At 59.6% G+C, this 16,501-nt stretch carries 16 protein-coding genes and 2 tRNA genes; 6 read left to right on the top strand and 12 right to left on the bottom strand.

Annotated elements, in window-relative coordinates; all coding sequences use genetic code 11:
- The 3 genes from ABYO54_RS04460 to ABYO54_RS04450 all read right to left on the bottom strand — a co-directional run.
- The coding region (locus ABYO54_RS04460) for a ubiquinol-cytochrome c reductase iron-sulfur subunit (protein ID WP_372807040.1) at window positions 1-324 on the bottom strand (324 nt) is incomplete at its 3' end.
- A gap of 67 nt (window positions 325-391) precedes the next feature.
- Window positions 392-565, bottom strand: coding sequence for a cbb3-type cytochrome oxidase assembly protein CcoS (ccoS, locus tag ABYO54_RS04455; RefSeq protein ID WP_372807039.1), 174 nt, complete (start codon window positions 563-565; stop codon window positions 392-394).
- On the bottom strand, window positions 562-2,349 hold the full coding sequence (locus ABYO54_RS04450) for an FAD-dependent oxidoreductase (RefSeq protein ID WP_372807038.1): 1,788 nt from the start codon (window positions 2,347-2,349) through the stop codon (window positions 562-564). The genes ccoS and ABYO54_RS04450 overlap by 4 nt, the downstream gene beginning before the upstream one ends.
- Window positions 2,350-2,840: 491 nt before the next feature.
- Here ABYO54_RS04450 and ABYO54_RS04445 point away from each other — a divergent pair, with 491 nt between their 5' ends.
- Window positions 2,841-3,056 carry a cold-shock protein gene (locus tag ABYO54_RS04445; RefSeq protein ID WP_372807041.1) on the top strand — a complete coding sequence of 72 codons (216 nt, stop codon included), beginning with the start codon at window positions 2,841-2,843 and terminating at the stop codon, window positions 3,054-3,056.
- Between the two features lie 589 nt (window positions 3,057-3,645).
- On the opposite strand, the gene ABYO54_RS04440 is transcribed toward ABYO54_RS04445, so the two are convergent.
- The 4 genes from ABYO54_RS04440 to ABYO54_RS04425 form a co-directional block, all read right to left on the bottom strand.
- The gene (locus ABYO54_RS04440; protein ID WP_372807037.1) at window positions 3,646-4,677 is read right to left on the bottom strand and encodes an aldo/keto reductase; all 1,032 of its coding nucleotides are present in this window, start codon (window positions 4,675-4,677) and stop codon (window positions 3,646-3,648) included.
- Window positions 4,678-4,766: 89 nt separating this feature from the next.
- A complete protein-coding gene (locus ABYO54_RS04435; RefSeq protein ID WP_372807036.1) occupies window positions 4,767-6,302 on the bottom strand; it encodes a flotillin family protein in 1,536 nt (511 codons plus the stop codon).
- 3 nt (window positions 6,303-6,305) lie between these two features.
- Entirely contained in the window at window positions 6,306-6,935 is a 630-nt protein-coding gene (locus tag ABYO54_RS04430; RefSeq protein WP_372807035.1) for a hypothetical protein, read from the bottom strand.
- Window positions 6,928-7,404 (bottom strand): phage regulatory CII family protein, encoded by a 477-nt coding sequence (locus ABYO54_RS04425; RefSeq protein WP_372807034.1) that lies wholly within the window; start codon window positions 7,402-7,404, stop codon window positions 6,928-6,930. Before ABYO54_RS04425 ends, ABYO54_RS04430 begins: the two co-directional genes overlap by 8 nt.
- Window positions 7,405-7,581: 177 nt before the next feature.
- Between ABYO54_RS04425 and ABYO54_RS04420 the strand changes: the two genes are divergently transcribed.
- Complete coding sequence (locus tag ABYO54_RS04420) at window positions 7,582-7,953, top strand: zf-TFIIB domain-containing protein (protein ID WP_372807033.1); 372 nt, start codon at window positions 7,582-7,584, stop codon at window positions 7,951-7,953.
- Window position 7,954: 1 nt separating this feature from the next.
- Here ABYO54_RS04420 and ABYO54_RS04415 read toward each other — a convergent pair whose 3' ends face one another.
- From ABYO54_RS04415 to ABYO54_RS04405, 3 genes are all read right to left on the bottom strand, one after another.
- Window positions 7,955-8,656, bottom strand: coding sequence for a 4'-phosphopantetheinyl transferase superfamily protein (locus ABYO54_RS04415; RefSeq protein WP_372807032.1), 702 nt, complete (start codon window positions 8,654-8,656; stop codon window positions 7,955-7,957).
- 86 nt (window positions 8,657-8,742) lie between these two features.
- Window positions 8,743-9,792 carry a hypothetical protein gene (locus ABYO54_RS04410; RefSeq protein WP_372807031.1) on the bottom strand — a complete coding sequence of 350 codons (1,050 nt, stop codon included), beginning with the start codon at window positions 9,790-9,792 and terminating at the stop codon, window positions 8,743-8,745.
- Window positions 9,793-10,061: 269 nt separating this feature from the next.
- Window positions 10,062-10,149: transfer RNA gene (locus ABYO54_RS04405), tRNA-Ser, on the bottom strand.
- Window positions 10,150-10,485: 336 nt separating this feature from the next.
- On the opposite strand from ABYO54_RS04405, the gene proB reads away from it, so the two are divergent.
- Together proB and ABYO54_RS04395 are read left to right on the top strand one after the other, a co-directional pair.
- On the top strand, window positions 10,486-11,574 hold the full coding sequence (proB, locus tag ABYO54_RS04400) for a glutamate 5-kinase (RefSeq protein ID WP_372807030.1): 1,089 nt from the start codon (window positions 10,486-10,488) through the stop codon (window positions 11,572-11,574).
- A 13-nt stretch (window positions 11,575-11,587) separates the two neighbouring features.
- A complete protein-coding gene (locus tag ABYO54_RS04395) occupies window positions 11,588-12,844 on the top strand; it encodes a glutamate-5-semialdehyde dehydrogenase (RefSeq protein ID WP_372807029.1) in 1,257 nt (418 codons plus the stop codon).
- A 9-nt stretch (window positions 12,845-12,853) separates the two neighbouring features.
- On the opposite strand, the gene ABYO54_RS04390 is transcribed toward ABYO54_RS04395, so the two are convergent.
- On the bottom strand, window positions 12,854-14,842 hold the full coding sequence (locus ABYO54_RS04390; RefSeq protein ID WP_372807028.1) for a hypothetical protein: 1,989 nt from the start codon (window positions 14,840-14,842) through the stop codon (window positions 12,854-12,856).
- Window positions 14,843-15,186: 344 nt separating this feature from the next.
- Here ABYO54_RS04390 and ABYO54_RS04385 point away from each other — a divergent pair.
- Window positions 15,187-15,263 (top strand) — tRNA-Asp (locus ABYO54_RS04385).
- A 250-nt stretch (window positions 15,264-15,513) separates the two neighbouring features.
- On the opposite strand, the gene ABYO54_RS04380 is transcribed toward ABYO54_RS04385, so the two are convergent.
- Window positions 15,514-15,843 carry a hypothetical protein gene (locus ABYO54_RS04380; RefSeq protein WP_372807027.1) on the bottom strand — a complete coding sequence of 110 codons (330 nt, stop codon included), beginning with the start codon at window positions 15,841-15,843 and terminating at the stop codon, window positions 15,514-15,516.
- Between the two features lie 33 nt (window positions 15,844-15,876).
- On the opposite strand from ABYO54_RS04380, the gene ABYO54_RS04375 reads away from it, so the two are divergent.
- Entirely contained in the window at window positions 15,877-16,140 is a 264-nt protein-coding gene (locus ABYO54_RS04375) for a hypothetical protein (protein WP_372807026.1), read from the top strand.
- Window positions 16,141-16,501 lie beyond the last annotated feature (361 nt).

Below are 16,501 nucleotides of genomic sequence, written 5' to 3'. Positions count from 1 at the left end.
GCACGGGCAGAGGAAGCCGGTTTCGACGCGGTTGACCGTGCAACCCAGGTGCGTGCAGACGAGCGAGATGGCGGCAACGTCCTTTTCGGTTTGCCGCCGAAGCACCACCTTCATGTCGACGAACACCAGTTCGTCGCCCACATCCGGCAGATCCGTGAGCGGAACCAAGAACTTTTGCGGCGTGCCGTACGAAACCACGGGCATCATGTATTTGAACAATGCCCCGGCGGTGCCGAGTCCAGCGATTCCCATCAAGCCGAAGGCCGATCCCAGCGCAATCATCTCGCGCCGACTCTTGCCGTCCTTTTTTTCCTTTTTAGCCACGTCCCTGTCCTCCGAACCGAACCCACGAAGACGCTGAAATCGCGATGCCTTGCACTGCTTCGCGTCCTCAGTGCTTTTGCGGTTTGTTTTTTGTTCCTGCTTCATCCTCGCGGAAAATCACATACTTCGCCTCTTCGGGATCGTCGAACTGGCCATCCCTGACCGCCCATCGAAACAGCACGAAAAAGATGCCGCCCAACAGCGTGGTTGAAATCAACAGGATGATCGTCAGCGCGATCATGCGAAACAGTCCTCGAACTCGTTGACCGACATCTTGCAGGCGCCGGTCGGGCACTTCTGCGCGCACATCCCGCAGCGGATGCACTTGAGCGGATCGAACAGCATCACCGATCCCTCGGCCTCGGCCACTTCCATCGATCCGAACTCCATTTCGGCCAGCACCTTCAATTCGGCGCCGCCATCCACGCGGTCGATCGTCTTCATCGAAAGGCAATAGGACGGACAAACGTCGACGCAACCGCCGCACAGGATGCAGATGTCGCCCTCGAAAGTGGGATGGATATGGCATTCGAGGCAGCGGGCCGACTGCTTTTTCGCCGCGTCATCGAGATACTCGACCGTCGTATTGAATTCCGGTTGCTCGGCGGGTTTGACCGGAAGCTCTTCGCGCTCATCGCGCCCGTCGTCCACATAAATCGAGTTTCTTCCATATTCCGGCAGGTCGGTGAAGGTCAGCTTGCGCTTGAGCGACCGCGGCGCCTCGCCGAAGAGGTAGGAGTGGATGCCCTGCGCCGCCCGGCTGCCGGAGGCCACCGCATCGATGAACAGTTTCGGGCCATGGGCAATGTCGCCGCCGACAAATACATTCGGCTTGCTGGTCTGCTGCGTCTCTTCGTTCGCAACCTTGACCCAGCCCTGCGGCGTGAGCTCGACGCCGGAACCTTCCAAAAACGCGAGATCGGAACCCTGCCCCACGGCAAAGAAGACGGCGTCGCCCTCGATCAGGCGGGTCTCTTCCTCCATCTGCGGGGAAAACGCGCCCGCCTCATCAAACACGCGGACCACCTTGCTGACCGTCAGTCCCTTGATCTTGCCGTCTTCGACGACGATCTCGCGCGGGCCCCAGCCATCGTTGATCACGACGCCCTCGCGGCGGCCGCCTTCGCGCTCGTCGACCGACCCGGTCATTTCGCCGAGATGCTCGCGCTCCAGACAGGCCAGCTGCACCTCGGGCGACCCGCAGCGCAGAGCGGAACGGGCGACATCGAACGCCACGTCGCCGCCGCCGATGACGATCGAGCGGCTGGAGGTCAGATCCCACTTGTCGCGCATGTTGAAATCGAAAAGGAACTCGAGGCCGATGTGCACGTTTTCGTGGTCGGCGTTCGGAAGCGGAATACGTTTTCCTTTCGCCAACCCCACGGCGATGTAGACCGCATCGTGCCGGGCTTCCAGCTCGGCAAAGGAGATATCCTTGCCAACGTCGACCCCGTGCTTTACCTCGATGTTGCCGAACAGTTCAATGGAAGCCAGCTCGTCGGCGACCACCTTGCGGGAAAGACGGTTGATCGGTACGCCCTGAACCAGCTGGCCGCCCGATTTTTCCCAGCGCTCGTAGAGAGTGACCCGATAACCCAGCCGCGCCAGGTCGTGCGCGCAGGTGTAGCCCGCGCAACCGCCGCCAATGATCCCGACCGACTTCCCGTTCAATTCGGGATCGACGCAACCGGGCGCGATGGAATAGCTCAACGGCGTTCGCAAATCGCCGGTCTCGGGCCCGTGCTTATCGGTCAGAAAGCCCTTGATGTTGCGGATCACGACCGCTTCGTCGACGTCGGAACGGCGGCAGCCCTTCTCGCACGGGGCGCCGCAAACTTTTCCGCAAATGGAGGCAAAGGGATTGGTGGCGCGGGAAATGGCGTAGGCTTCCTCGTATTTTCCGGCCACCGTTGCCATCAGGTAGCCGCGGGCATCCGTATGGACCGGACACGAATTTCGGCACTTTACCTCGGCTTCGTAGTAGTCGGGCGTGGGCAATTCCACCTTGATTTTATCGACTGCCATGGCGCGTGCCTCCTTCGTTGCGCAAAAGCCTATTAAACATGTGCGCTTTAATCACGTCTTTAATCAGACGTTTTATGCCACCCCTGCGGCCCAACATCAATTCAATTCCGCATCTCGATTCCTATTTACCGAAAAGAGGGCCGATTCCATGAACCTAACTCCGGGAACCACGGATGAACTCGGATGGACACGGATACTCAATTTGATATGGATGTGTTTATCGGCAACTGATCGCTATTCGCTCGCAAGGGCGATCTGTGGTTCATTTACTTTTCTAGGATGAATGAAGTCGGCGCAGGGCAAAGGGGCAGAAAGCCTTGAATTTATGCAAAAACAGTTCTCGCAATTCCGATGGGCCCTGATTAGCCTACTTCCCGGATTGATCGCAATCCGCCCTTCGGGGATGAGTAATGAACGACCGGTTCTTCAAGGGGGATTGGTCACAGAAGAAAGAAAAGGCCGGCAACGGCCCGTTTAGGAGTACAGCTAGTATGTCAGACCAACTCGAGACCGGTACAGTTAAATGGTTCAACGATGAAAAGGGCTATGGATTCATTGCCCGCGAAACCGGCGACGATGTGTTCGTTCACTTCACAGCCATCAATGCCGAAGGCCGCCGCACGTTGCTGGAAGGCCAAAGCGTATCGTTTCAGGTAGAGAACGGCCAGAAAGGCCCGCAGGCTACCAACGTCACCGCAATCGGCTAACCACCGCCCTGCATTTATTCAAAATCATTTCCAAAGGTTGGAAAAACCGTTTTCCAACCTCTGGTTTTTTTGTGCCCGAACAAAACCGCCTCCGGATGTCGCTACACTGCGGATTCCATGCGGGCAATCGTTGACCACAAAAGAACGCAGGGATCACAAAAGCCCCGAAAGCCTGCGGAACGGATCTTTGGGGTCTTTGCGTGCTCTCGTGGCAATAAGTCCAGCACCAGCCACCACGCACTCGTTCCCATTGCTCCGGCGACCAACCATTGCGGATTCCACGCGGGCAATCGTTGGCCACAAAAGAACGCAGAGATCACAAAAGCCCCGAAAGCCTGCGGAATGGATCTTTGGGGTCTTTGCGACCTTTAGCGAAGCGGGTGTTAAATTGAATCCTTGCTCACGCGAACGTTTGCTCAGTGCGATTGATTAAGAAATACGGAGCACCAGTGCAGCGGATCACCTAGAACTTCGTATTTTCACCACAGAGGGCACTGAGACACAGAGGCTCATATATACATATCCCCTCTGTGGCCTCTAGCGAAGCGGGTGGTTGAAAATCATCCGAAAGTTTAAGGTTTCCAGCGTACTACGTTCGCTTGGGCCGCATCCCCTGCCACTTGTAGAATTCCATCTCGCCCGTTTTGCCCTGCTCGGCGCAAGCCGCAATCATCGCGTCGCGCTCCGACGGGGTCAACGGCAGGAAGTTTTTCGCGGTATCCAGGTTTTCGCCGAGCTGCTTGAGGTCGTTCGAGCCGGCGACGATCGCGGCGACGGGGAGCGACAATGCGAAGCGGTGCGCATCCCGAACGCTGACCAGCTGCGGCACAACCGCGCGCCCGGTTCCGACGGGATCGCCTTTTACGCCGCCGCGGGTTCCGCCCAGAAGCCCGGCGTTGCCGAGCGTCTTCATGGCCAGCACCCCGACGTCCTTCTTCATCAACCGCGGGAGGGTGTTGAGAATGAAACTCTCGTACGAGGGGTCCGCCACATTGATGGGCATCAGCACCGCCTCGGCATCGGGAAAACCCTCCTCCAGCAACCAGTTGTGGGCCTCGGGCGTTCGGTGGCCGGAAAAACCGATATGCCGGATCTTGCCCTCGTCCTTGGCCTTGCGCAGCTCCTCCAGCACCCCGGCCTGGATGCGCGCCTTCCCGTCTTCGACGGAGTCGACCGCGTGCATCAGGTAAAGGTCGATGTAGTCGGTCTTCATCCGCCGCAGACCGCCCTCGAGCTGTTGGCGGGCGGACTTGGCGTCCTTGCCGACCGTCTTCGACATGATCTGCACATGCTCGCGGTATTTGGGCGAAAGGAATTTTCCGTAGAGCTCCTCGCTGCGGCCGCGGCCATACGCGTAGGCCGTGTCGAAAAAGCGGACGCCTTTTTCGATGCTTAGCTCGATGGCTTTCTGCGAATCCGCCTCGTTTGGCATCCACTCGATATGCATTCCGCCGGGGCAGAAGCGCGTTACCATCATCCCGGTTTTCCCGAGACGGCGGCGCGGCAGGACATATCCCAGTTTATCCGAGGAGGGCGTCTCCGCAAACGCGGCGCCGCCGGCCAACGTGGAAACCGCGAGAGCGAACTCGCGCCGACTGATCGTGTTCAATGTCGCTTTCATGAACCAAAGGCTAGAACAACGAAGTTGAAAAAGAAAAGGACGAATAAGGTATATTAACCCTATCCGTCCTGTTTCCTTCCGGGTGCGGTTTATTCCGCGGCAGGCGCATCCGCCGGAGCCTTCGCAGGCTTATCGCCCTGGAGCTTGCCGAGGAATTCGGGCAGGTCGAGGCCGACCTGCTTGGCGAGGTCGTGCATCGGGGGCAACGCGCCCATCAGACGGCCACCGAGACCGGAGAGCCCTCCGCCGTCCTTTCCGCCGCCGTCCCAGACGATGACCTTTTCGATCGGCAGATCGGCAATGGCCTTGGCCTGTACGCCCGCAATCTCTTCGAGCTTTTCGATGAGCAGCAGCGAAGCCACGTCGTTGACCGAATCGCAGGCATTGACGAGCGCTTCGTACCCTTGCGCCTTGCCGTCGAGGATGGCTTTCACCCCTTGGCCTTCGGCGGTCATCTTGGCGAGCGTGCCTTCGGCCTCGCCTTCGGCGATGCGGATGGTGCTTTCCTTCTTCCCTTCGGCGGAGATGATGAGACGCTGTTTTTCACCTTCGGCGGCAATGATCTGCTGCTCCTTGGCGGCTTGGGCGGCGATGATCGTCTTGGCCTTGGCGGCTTCGGCGGCAATAATCGTCTGCTCCTTGTCGGCGGTCGCGGCAACGATGATGGTTGCTTTCAGGCGGGCGGTCTCGCGTTCGGCGCGGGCTTCTTCCGCGTTTTTCTCGGCGATTTCCTGCGCAACGCGAATGGCGCCGTCGGCATCCTTGGCGGCCGACTCGCGGCGGTTGCGGGCCTCTTCTTCAGCCACGGACTGGTTGGCTTCGTAGGCGGCCTTCTTGGCGCGGGCCTCGGTTTCGCCCTGGGCGGCTTCGGCGTCGAGCGCGGCGGATTGCGAACGGCGGTCGCGATCGGCCGAGGCCTCCCCGATTTCCGCTTCGGCGGTGGCGGCGGCGACGGCGACACGCTTGTCGCGCTCGCGGAGGGCCACCCCGGTCTGGCCGAGCTTTTCCTGCTCGGCGACATCGACCAACGCCTGGTTGATCGCTTCGGCGGCGGCGCGGCGGCCGAGCGCTTCGATGTAGCCGGATTCGTCTTCGATGTCGCGAATGTTGACGTTGATCAGGTAGAGGCCGATTTTTTCGAGCTCGCCCGAAACGGCTTCATTCACCTTGCCCAGGAAGGCCTGGCGGTCGCGGTTGATTTCTTCGATCAGCATGGTGGCGATCACGGCGCGCATCTGGCCGAGGATGATATCCTGCGCCTGGTCTTCGATCTCCTTGCGGGTGAGCCCGAGCAGGCGGACGGCCGCATTCTGCATGACCCCCGGCGTGTTGGAGATCGCCGCCGTGACGGTCGTCGGAACGGTGACGCGGATGTTTTCCTGCGACAGCGCGTTTTTCAGGTCGATCGGAACCACGAACGGTTCGAGGTCGAGGTAGGCGTAGTCCTGGAACAACGGCCAGACAAAGGCCGCGCCCCCGTGGATACACTTGGCCGCGCCGCTCGACGTTTTCCCGTAAATGACGAGGATCTTGTTCGACGGGCAGCGGCGGAAGCGGCCGACCAGCGCCAGAAACGCCGCAATGCCTGCAACCGCGACCATGATGAGTCCTATCAGGAATTCCATTTTTTACTCTCCTTTATTCGTTAATTTCACAACCCCAACCAGCGTCTGGCCAATCACTTGTTCGATGCGGACTTCGGTGCCCGCAGGCAGCGGCTCGCCCGTAATGCTTTTGGCTCTCACGTGCTCGACGGCGTTGCTGACGACCGTCTTCACCTCGCCGAACCCATCGGCCGGAATATCGAGATAAACCGTTCCGACGCTTCCTTTACAGGTGGCCACATCCTTGGTGCCCGTTTCGGTAAGCTTGTTCATGCCGTAGAAAATGAAGGCCACGACAAACATGCCGACGAGCCCCCAGAGCGCGGCCAGACTCAGCGCCACCCCGACGGCCATGCCCTTGGCCGTATACAGTGCGCCCATCCAGGAAAACAGCGTGAAAAAGGTGATGATCGAGCGCAGACTGACGATCCGGAACGCCTGCGACGATTCAATGACGTCGTGATGATCGACATCGTCCGGCGCGCCGAAATCGCCGCCGTCGCCGTCGGCGTCGAAGCCCCCGACATCGGCGTCATCGCCCCCCATTCCGAGGAAGGCGGCAATGATCTGCCAGATGAAAAACACGCTGAAGAATACGGCCATTCCGAAAAAGATGCGGGATATGCCCGGCAAGTCGCTCCACCACTCATTCATGGTCGTCCCCTTCCGCTGCATCGTAGAGACCTTGTTCGCAGGCGTTGACAAAACTTTCGGCGGAGGATTTCAGCTTTTCCCATTCGTTGCGGATTTTTCCCGCCTCCGGGAGGTCGATCACCCCGTCGTTTTCAATACTTTCGGTCAGCACGTCGAGCAGATCGGAAAATTCGCGCACGATGCGGCGGGTCATGTGCAGCAGCGGAATGGCATCGCTGTCTCCGGGCTGGACGTTCTCGACGAAATAGCCATCGGCCTCGCGGCAGAGCCACTCGATGGGCCCCTTGTCCCCGGTGAGCCGGTACACCTTCGCGATGCGATCGAGCGGATTCTCCGCGCCGCTGGCATCCTCCGTGTCGGAGGGCTGGCACCACTTGTAGATCAGCGAGGTCGACAACCCGAGGTCGGCCGCCACGGATTTGACCCCGAGGTTGCCGAGCGATTTTCTGAGTACTTCGTTCGATTTCATCTACGTCCCCTTGAATGCCGCCACCGTATCGCGCCCCATCTTCGCACGCCATTACAACTCCACCGAAGTTGTGTAATAGACGAAAGGCATACCAACACATTATGAAAGTGGACAGTATAAAAAGAGATTGATACGCTGTCGACCAGCAACCATTAACAATCAAACAGGGGAAGTGCCATGGAATGCCCGAAATGCCAAACAACGATGAAACCCAACGCCTACAAGGACGTCGAATACGACCAATGTCCCGAATGCGGCGGCCTGTGGTTCGACGCCCTTGAGGCCGAGGAGCTGCTGGAAGCCAAGGACGCCGCCCAAATCGATACGGGCGATCCCAAGGTCGGCAAGAAGATGAACCGGAACTGGGAAGTCAAGTGCCCGAAGTGCCACATTCCGATGCTGCCGGTCCACGACATCGAGCAGCCCCACATCCAGCTCGAAGCCTGCGCCCAGTGCCACGGCACCTTCTTCGATGCCGGCGAATTCAAGGACTTCTGCGAAGAAACGTTCTGGGACCGCGTGAAAGACAAGTTCGCGAGCAAACGCTGACCTAAACGCCCAACCAGCACGGCGAGGCGCCGAAATCGAAGCAGCGCAGGCTTTCAACCGGCCGGTTCGTCACGACGGCGGCGGCATATTCCGGCCCCGCCTCGAGGCGCTGGAAAAACCATCCGTCTTTTTCGACGTCGTCGAACGGGACGGCAAAACTGGAGAGCTCCCGGAACAGGCCCGATCCGGTCGCCTTCACATAGGCCTCCTTCCGCGACCAAAAGTGGAAGAAGGCCGCCGGCCGATTCTCGGCGCTTTCGATCCACCCGGATTCGCCGGGGGTGAAATAACGCGAAGCGATCGACATCACGTCCATCTCGGGGCGGATGCGCTCGATATCGACGCCGATATCGCGGTTTAGCCCAAATGCCAGCAACACCCAGTCGCCGGAGTGGGAAACATTGAAGCGCACAGCGGACTCGGCCACATGCGGCTTCCCGTTTTCCGAATATTCGAAGACGATCTCCGCGGCCCGCATCCCGGTATAGGCGGAGAGAAGGATCCGGAGGGCACCGCGCGCCGCGATCGACGAGCAACGGTCGGACGCCCGATGGAACCGCGCCGCTTTCGCCCGCTCCTTTTCGCAGAGCAACGAATGCCAGGCCTCCAGCCGATCCTGCACGCCGGAAACATGCACGCCCCAAAGGTGGATGGCGGTGTCGGTGAGGCCGGGCAAGTCGTCGATATGTCCGATGGTTTCCATGGGCGCGTATTCTTATCCACTAACCCGCCCGGCGCAATCCCGAACCGGCCGGGACCCTGCAAGGGGACAACCGCGCCCGGAATTCATCAGCCGAAGGCAAAGATACGCCGCGCGAAAAAGAGACCGCCCCCAAAGAAGGCCAGCATCCCGACCACCCCCGGTTCCGGAACCACGGAGAGCGAGCCCGTCGTGTAAAGTTCGGAAGCATCCCAGGACAACCCTTCGGATAATGGGGCGCTTGCGATGCTGGAAAATTCCCCGCTGACTCCGCCGTCCCAGTCGAACAAATCGAAGCGATCGCCATATGCGACCGTGAATTCATCGAGAAAAACAAGATCGAGTTCGCCCTCCAATGTCGCCGGCCCCGTCACGCTCAAACGGTCGTGCTCCGTTCCCGGCTCATATCCCTCCATCTCCATTTCAAGGGTTCCATCTGCGGCCAGCGTCAACGAGCCATTCACGACGCTATCGCCAGGGCTGTTGCCGGGCGCAAAGGTTCCATGCACCGTAAGATCGCCAAGGACATCCACGGCTTCGAATCTGCGGCCCGACGCCAACGTGGACAAGCCACTGAGTTGCCCGGCGACCGACAAGGTACTTCCCGAGCCATAGCTAAACCCGGCCATGGAAGCATTGAAGTCCGAGCCGACGGAAAGCGTTCCTCCCGAGCCCAAGTTCAAGGTGCTTGCGTTTTGAATGGAGACCGTTCCGCCTACGGAGACTGTCGCGCCATCCGAGATCTCCATATGGCACGGCACCCCCCAAGGATCCCAGGTTCCGGGCGTCCGCCCCGGCAAATCGGAAGAATACAGCCGCAAGTCGCCTCCGATATCCAATGTGGATTCGGCTCCGGAGATGGACGCATAACTGTAGAGCCAGTCATAGTTTACTCCCGTGCTGACCGTACCGTTGACATACATCGAGCCAAGACACCGCACAGTACCCCCATTGCGAATCAACAAGCGATTGCCATAATCAAAAGCGCTGCCGGAACAGACCACGACGTAAGAAGCCTCGAGCGTCGTACCCTCGATCGTCACTTCGGCTCCATTCTCAAGGATAAGCCCTTCTTGCCCGTGTGCCGTCAGCACACCTATGCACAACGCGACAACAACGCTAGTTGCAATCTTTTTCATGAATGCCTCCCTGCATGCATACCTATTCGAAGAGTAATCCTGTGCCGGCAAACGCAATGTGTAAACAAAATACCCGTTCCATATGGGTACATCGGTCGCGTTCGGTTCGTTGCCGGTGCCCGTCAATAGTAAGGGGAATGCAGAGGTTACGGCAATTCGAGGCTTCCGCGCGAGTCGGCGGTACATTTCCGGCATGGTCTTGCCAGGCAATTTGGGCGCTCCATCAACGATGGTGCCGGAGCCGCCCAGAAGCAACGGGGCCTTGAAAGTGGCGGAGGAAGAGGGATTCGAACCCCCGAGCCCTTGCGGGCCACACGATTTCGAATCGTGCGCTTTCAACCACTCAGCCATTCCTCCTGAATCGTAGCGGTCTACAAAGGAGCGGGAATTTAGAGTCTTCGCCGTTGCCGGGCAAGCCCTTTTGGCCGAAACTTACGCAATCGAATTGCCTCAAATCAAATGACACCGAAGCGTCTCGCCGGGTGGCGGCGGATTGCATGCGTGGACGCACGCATCACGGCACCCCGAAATCAGGGGGTTGAAGAAGGCGGGTTTCGAAGCGCGAAGCGACTCTGTTGCCGAGCAAAAACGGCGCCACGAAAGAACGGGCAAGGCCGATGAAACCCGCCTACTCGACAAAGGGGGAACGATGTGGTAGCACGTTGGGCTGTTTTAGCGAATTGGTTCAATTTTATGACGCAAAAAATACATAGGGAATCGCTCAAGAACGCGAAACGAATCGTTGTGAAGGCGGGCAGCAAGGTGCTGGTGCAACGCACGGGTCGGCCCGACAAACGACGGCTCGGCCTGCTGGTCGACGATTTGGCGAAGCTGCAGAACGGCGGTTGCGAAGTGGCGTTCGTTTCGTCGGGCGCAGTCGGGGCCGGGCTGGATGCGCTGGGCATGAAAACACGGCCGAAGGCGATGCCGGACCTGCAGATGGCCGCCGCCGTGGGGCAGATCCGCCTGATGAGCATCTATGACGAGCTTTTCAGCCAGCGCGCATGCCGCGTTGGCCAGGTTCTGCTGACGTACGATGCACTGAAGCACCGGGAACGACACCTGAACGCCCGCAACACGCTCCTCAACCTGATCGCCAACCGCATCGTCCCGATCATCAACGAAAACGATGCCATATCGACGGAGGAGATCAAGTTCGGCGACAACGATGTGCTGGCGGCCCTGGTGGCAATCCTGGTCGACGCGGATGCCCTCGTGTTGCTGAGCACCACCGACGGCCTACGCGACAGCAACAACGCGCGGGTTTCGTATATCGAGGAAGTGGACGACGATGTGCTGGGGCTGGTGGCCGACAAGCAGGACAAACTTTCGACGGGCGGAATGGCCTCGAAACTGAAATCGGCCCAGATCGCGGCGCGCAACGGGGTGCCGGTGGTGATTGCCAACGGGCGGAAAACCGGGGTGCTCACGCGCATTTTCGAGGGCAAGAACGAGGGCACCCTGCTCTTCCCGAAGGAAAGCAACATTTCGAAGCGCAAACGATGGATCGCCTTCTTCAACCGGGCCGAGGGCCATTTGGTGGTCGATGACGGCGCGGCGGATGCAATGGCCAAAGGCAAGAGCCTGCTGCCCGTCGGCATCCGGGCCGTGGAGGGTTCCTTCAAGATCGGCGCGATGGTCGACGTTCGATCCGTTGGAGGCAAGCACCTCGCCCGCGGTCTGACGGCCTATTCGAGCGAAGAAATTTCCGGCCTCATGGGCCAAAAGACCTCCGGCAAGTCCGGAGTGGTGATCCACCACGACAACATGGTGATACTTTAAGAAGGGCACGACAATGGATATTAAAGAACAGGTTCTGAAAATCGGTGCGGACGCCAAGGCGGCGAGCCGGGAACTGGCGAAACTCTCCAGCCGCAGGAAGAACGCGATCCTCGAAGCGATGGCGGAAGAGCTGGATGCGCAGCGCGCCTTTATCCAGGCGGAAAACGACCAGGATCTGGAAGCGGGCAAAGCCGCCGGACTGACCGCCGCCATGCTCGACCGGCTGGAGCTGACGGACGCGCGGATCGACAGCATGATCAAGGGCCTGCGCGATGTGGCCGTACTGAGCGACCCGGTGGGCGAGGAAATCAGCACATGGAACCGCCCGAACGGGCTGGAAATCCACAAGCGCCGGGTGCCGATCGGCGTGATCGGCATTATCTTCGAATCGCGCCCGAACGTCACCTGCGATGCGGCGGCGCTGTGCTTCAAGACCTCGAATGCGGTAATCCTGCGCGGCGGGAAGGAAGCGCTCCGTTCGAACCTGGCCATCGCCCAATCCATGCAAAAGGGCGGCGAAGCCAAGGGCATGCCCGCCAACACCATCCAGCTCATCCCCACCACCGACCGCGAGGCGGTGAAGGTGATGTGCCAGATGACGGACTATCTGGACCTGATCATCCCCCGCGGCGGCGAAGGGCTCATCCGGGCGGTGATGGAGATGGCGCACGTTCCGGTCATCAAGCACTATGCGGGCGTGTGCCACACCTATGTGGATGCCGCCGCCAACCTGACGATGGCCTTGCGGATTTGCGAAAACGCCAAGTGCCAGCGCCCCGGCGTCTGCAACGCGATGGAAACCCTTTTGGTCCACCAAGACATCGCGGACGAGTTTTTGCCCAAGATGGCCGAGATCCTGGAACGCCACAAAGTTGAGATTCGCGGCGACGAAGCCACCTGCAAGCTGATCCCCTCCGCGATCCCCGCCACGGAAGAAGATTGGCGCACCGAATATGTCGACCTGATCCTGTCGATCCGCGTAGTGGACGATGTCGTTGCGGCGATCGAGCATATCAACACCTATGGCTCCGGCCACTCCGATGCCATCATTACCGAGGACGACAAGGTGGCGACGGCCTTCCTGAACGAGGTGGATTCGGCCACGGTATACGTCAATGCCTCGACGCGCTTCACGGACGGATCCGAGTTCGGCATGGGAGCCGAGATCGGCGTGAGCACCGACAAGTTGCACGCGCGCGGCCCGATGGGCCTGGAGGAGCTGACGACCTACAAGTTCGTGATCGAGGGCAAGGGCCAGATCCGCGAGTAGGCCGGACGATCAGTCGAGCACGCCGATGGCCCCGAGCTCGGCTTCGGCCGTGTTCACCTCGGGCCCCGAGATGTCGAATTTCTTGGCCCGGGCATAGAGGTTCTGGGTGTCGAGGTCGTTGATGGAATAGGGTTTGACGACGCCGCGTCCGATGCCCCGACGGTCGAGATCGATCAAGGCAAAGACAAAGTCGCGCACGAGCAGGTTGTATTTGGGCTGAAGCGCCAGGATGCGGTCGCGCAACTCGTCGGAATAATAGTGGGTAAAGACCAACTCCTTGACCCCCTGCTCTTCGATGACCCGCTCAAGTTCGTCGAAATTCCCGAGCACCGGATAGCCGTAGACGACCTTGTGGTAAAGCGCGGGGTTGTCGTCGATCAAGCCGACGATCCGGCGCGGGGCCTTCTGCTGGTCGGCGAAAGAGGACTGGCGCAGAAAAAGGATGGCGTTCTCGCCGGCCCCAAGGATCAGGGTATTGGCGTCCCCCTCGGCGACCGCAGAGCAACGCAGCCAGGCATTCAGGTCGCGCACCGCGCGCAACCCGGCGCGTACCCCGACAATCCCGATTCCCGCCACGAGGGCATGTAGCGACACCGCGAGCACCAACTCCATGGCGGCGAGATCCGCCACCCAAAGCAGGGCCACCCCGGCCAATGCTTCCCCGGCCATGAGCTGAAGCGCCAACGCCACGAGTTGCGACACGCGCGAACGGGTCCAGACCGTCTTGTATATGTTGTAGAAGTAGATGGTCGCGAACGGAATCATGATGCACACGGCCAGATGCAACAGGGAAAACGCCCGGCCGAGCACGACCCCGAAAACAAAGTAGGTTGCCAGCATCAAACTGCCGATATCCCAGCCAAAGGCCACGAGCAAGCCAACGAGGTTACGCGGCCGCTTGACCCCTTGCAGCACCACTTGGGTGGTCGTCCAAAGCTCCACCTGCGCAACCTGCCGAACCACGACGTGCAGCACGACGATCATGCCGATCATCAGCAGCGCCATGCGGTTGGAGGTCATCAAAGCGGCACCGATCGCCACCACGCAGAAAAAGATGGCGGCGCCATAAAGGGCGATCGCCGCCTTGCGCTGGGTCATGCCACTGCGCATCAGCTTGTGGTGGATATGGTCAAGGTCGGGGCCGAACACCTTGGTGGCGCGCCCGTCCTTGTTGATCATGGAAACCAGCTTGCGGGCCATGCGGCGCCAGACCGCCATCATGACATCGAACACCGGCACGCCCACCGCCAGCAACGGCACGATCAGGGCGACGATCATCGACTCCTTGACATCGGCCTTGAGCGAAACGGCCGCCAGCATGAAACCGATGAACATGCTGCCGCAATCGCCCAGGAAGACGGAGGCGGGGTTGAAATTGTAGCGCAAAAACCCGAGGCAGGCCCCCACCAGCGCCACCAGCACCAGCGCATCGGTCGGCTGATGGAGCGAAAGCAACATACCGGCGAGCCCGGCGCTCGCGATCATGCCGAGCCCGGCACATGCGCCATCCATGCCGTCGATCAGGTTGAAGGCATTGATTAGAAGGACAAACCAAAAGAGGGTAATGCCGAGATTGACGACATAGGGCAGATCGACGTTCAGAAAGGTTTCGACCGTGAAGCCCCCAAAGAACATCAGCAAGGCGATCCCCAGCTGGCCCAACAACTTGAACCAGGCACGCATGTCGAAGCGGTCGTCGAAGAGGCCGACGAGCAGCAGCAGGAACGATCCGAGGAGAATCAAGCCCCAGTCCTTCAACTGGGTGGCTCCGGCAAGATTCCGCCAGGGCCCGAAGAAGATGACCAGCAAGGCCAGATGCGTTGCCACAAACACGGCAATGCCGCCGCAGCGAGGGATCGGCACTTTATGAATGCGGCGCTCGTCCGGCTCGTCCACCAATCCCAGGGCCGGCGCCATGCGTTTCACCAACGGAACCAGCAGCAGCGAAGCCACGAGGCTCGTCAGGAACACAACAATGTATTTAACAAGAAAACCCATGTTCTCAAACTTCCCTTTTCGTCCAACGATCCCGGCAGGGATCTTTCGCCGCCACTATCGCAACAATCGTGCCACCAGCATTCCGGATCAAGTTGAAGCCTCTACTGAACGGGCACTGTAGAGAGAGAGGGCGAAAAAGGAAAGTCATACGCCGCCGTTTATTTCCATGAAACCCGCCCGGACGGCGGCAACCGGGATACAAGACGGCCGCAAAAAGCGTGCACCCCACCGAAAAAACACGCCCCAAAACCCTCGGATTAAATGAATTAGAACAACCTCGAAAAAAAACGACAATTTCCACTTGCGGGCACCGCCGAAATGGGTACTATGTGCGCTCCTTTCAAGGGGGTGTAGCTCAATTGGTTAGAGCGCCAGCCTGTCACGCTGGAGGTTGCGGGTTCGAGTCCCGTCACTCTCGCCACTCTTTAAGGAAGCACCGCAAGGACCTGTTAAACGCAGGTCCTTTTTTTATGCCCGCACAGCCCGATGCGTTGCTCGCCGGTGCGAATAATCCCATTCGGGGATGCCGCGAAGAGGTTGGAGCAAAAAAAAGGGAGGGGGCGTTCACCCCCTCCCCAATGCTCTAATCCGTTTAGATCTTCGGTTGCCTTTCTTAGTAGTTGCGCACCCCATAGCCGGGGCATTGCGGCCTAATTAACCGATCTGGAAAACTACGGCGTTCGTTCGATCTCGAGCTTGATGAACTTTGCACGGTCCGTGGTGTCGATCAGGTTCGTGACATAATCATACACCCCGCCGGTTTCGTTGGTGCCCACGGCCGCATAACCCAGGTTTTCCCACGCAGGATAATCCAGACTTGGCGACAGGCTAAGGCGGTAGACCAGCTTGGCGTCATCGTTGCGCCGGGCATGCACATATTCAAGCCCACCGGCACCTGGCCCGAACGCTGGCCGATCGGCATCCACAAACCCATTGGTCGGATTCCCGTTCAGTCCATATTCATAGAGGTTGATCAAGCCATCGAGGTCTTGGTCATCCATCCATCCATTGGTCACGCCATAGGAGAGCCCCCATTGGGTGAACGGATCTCTAATGACGTTGCCCGCGACCGTAACTTTCACCTCGGAACCGCCGGCGACCTACGCGAATGGCGCACCCTGCGCCGCCTGCTCGGCACCCATATCGTCGCCACCACCCGGCTCCCCCTTGAAGATGGGCGCGAAATCTCTATCCGCAAGCCCAGCGAACCCGACGAAGAACAGCAACGCATCTACGCCCTTCTTGGAATCGACTTCAACCGCGCCTACACCCCGCGCAAAACGGAGGTGACACCTTAACGACTTTGTAGTGCCTCAAAAATTCCGATCATTGCAAGGCAACGACTTGCGCCGACGAGGGAGAAACTTGGGTTAAACCAACGGCCTCCACAGCGCCAGCGCAATTACCCGGTGGCTCCCAGCCCCCCACATGCAGCGTCGCGTGGAATCGTCGCCCATAGGGAAGAAGCGCGGGTAAAGATCAGCGCCGCCGTTGCGGCGGGTCCTAGTCGTCGTCCGACAGGCCGGCTTCCTTGCGATCCAGCAGCTTGCGCTTGAATTCCTCCACCTTTTCCTCGAATGCGGGAGCCAGGCGCGGCTGGATGCGGGGAACCACCTGGCCACAGACAAAGCGGCCGACATAGGACTTGCCGTTCAATTT

It is taken from the genome of Pontiella sp., from assembly GCF_041622395.1.
Taxonomy (GTDB): Bacteria; Verrucomicrobiota; Kiritimatiellia; order Kiritimatiellales; family Pontiellaceae; genus Pontiella.
Note: the sequence above shows the minus strand (reverse complement) of the source record. Positions and strands in the feature narration are given on the sequence as shown.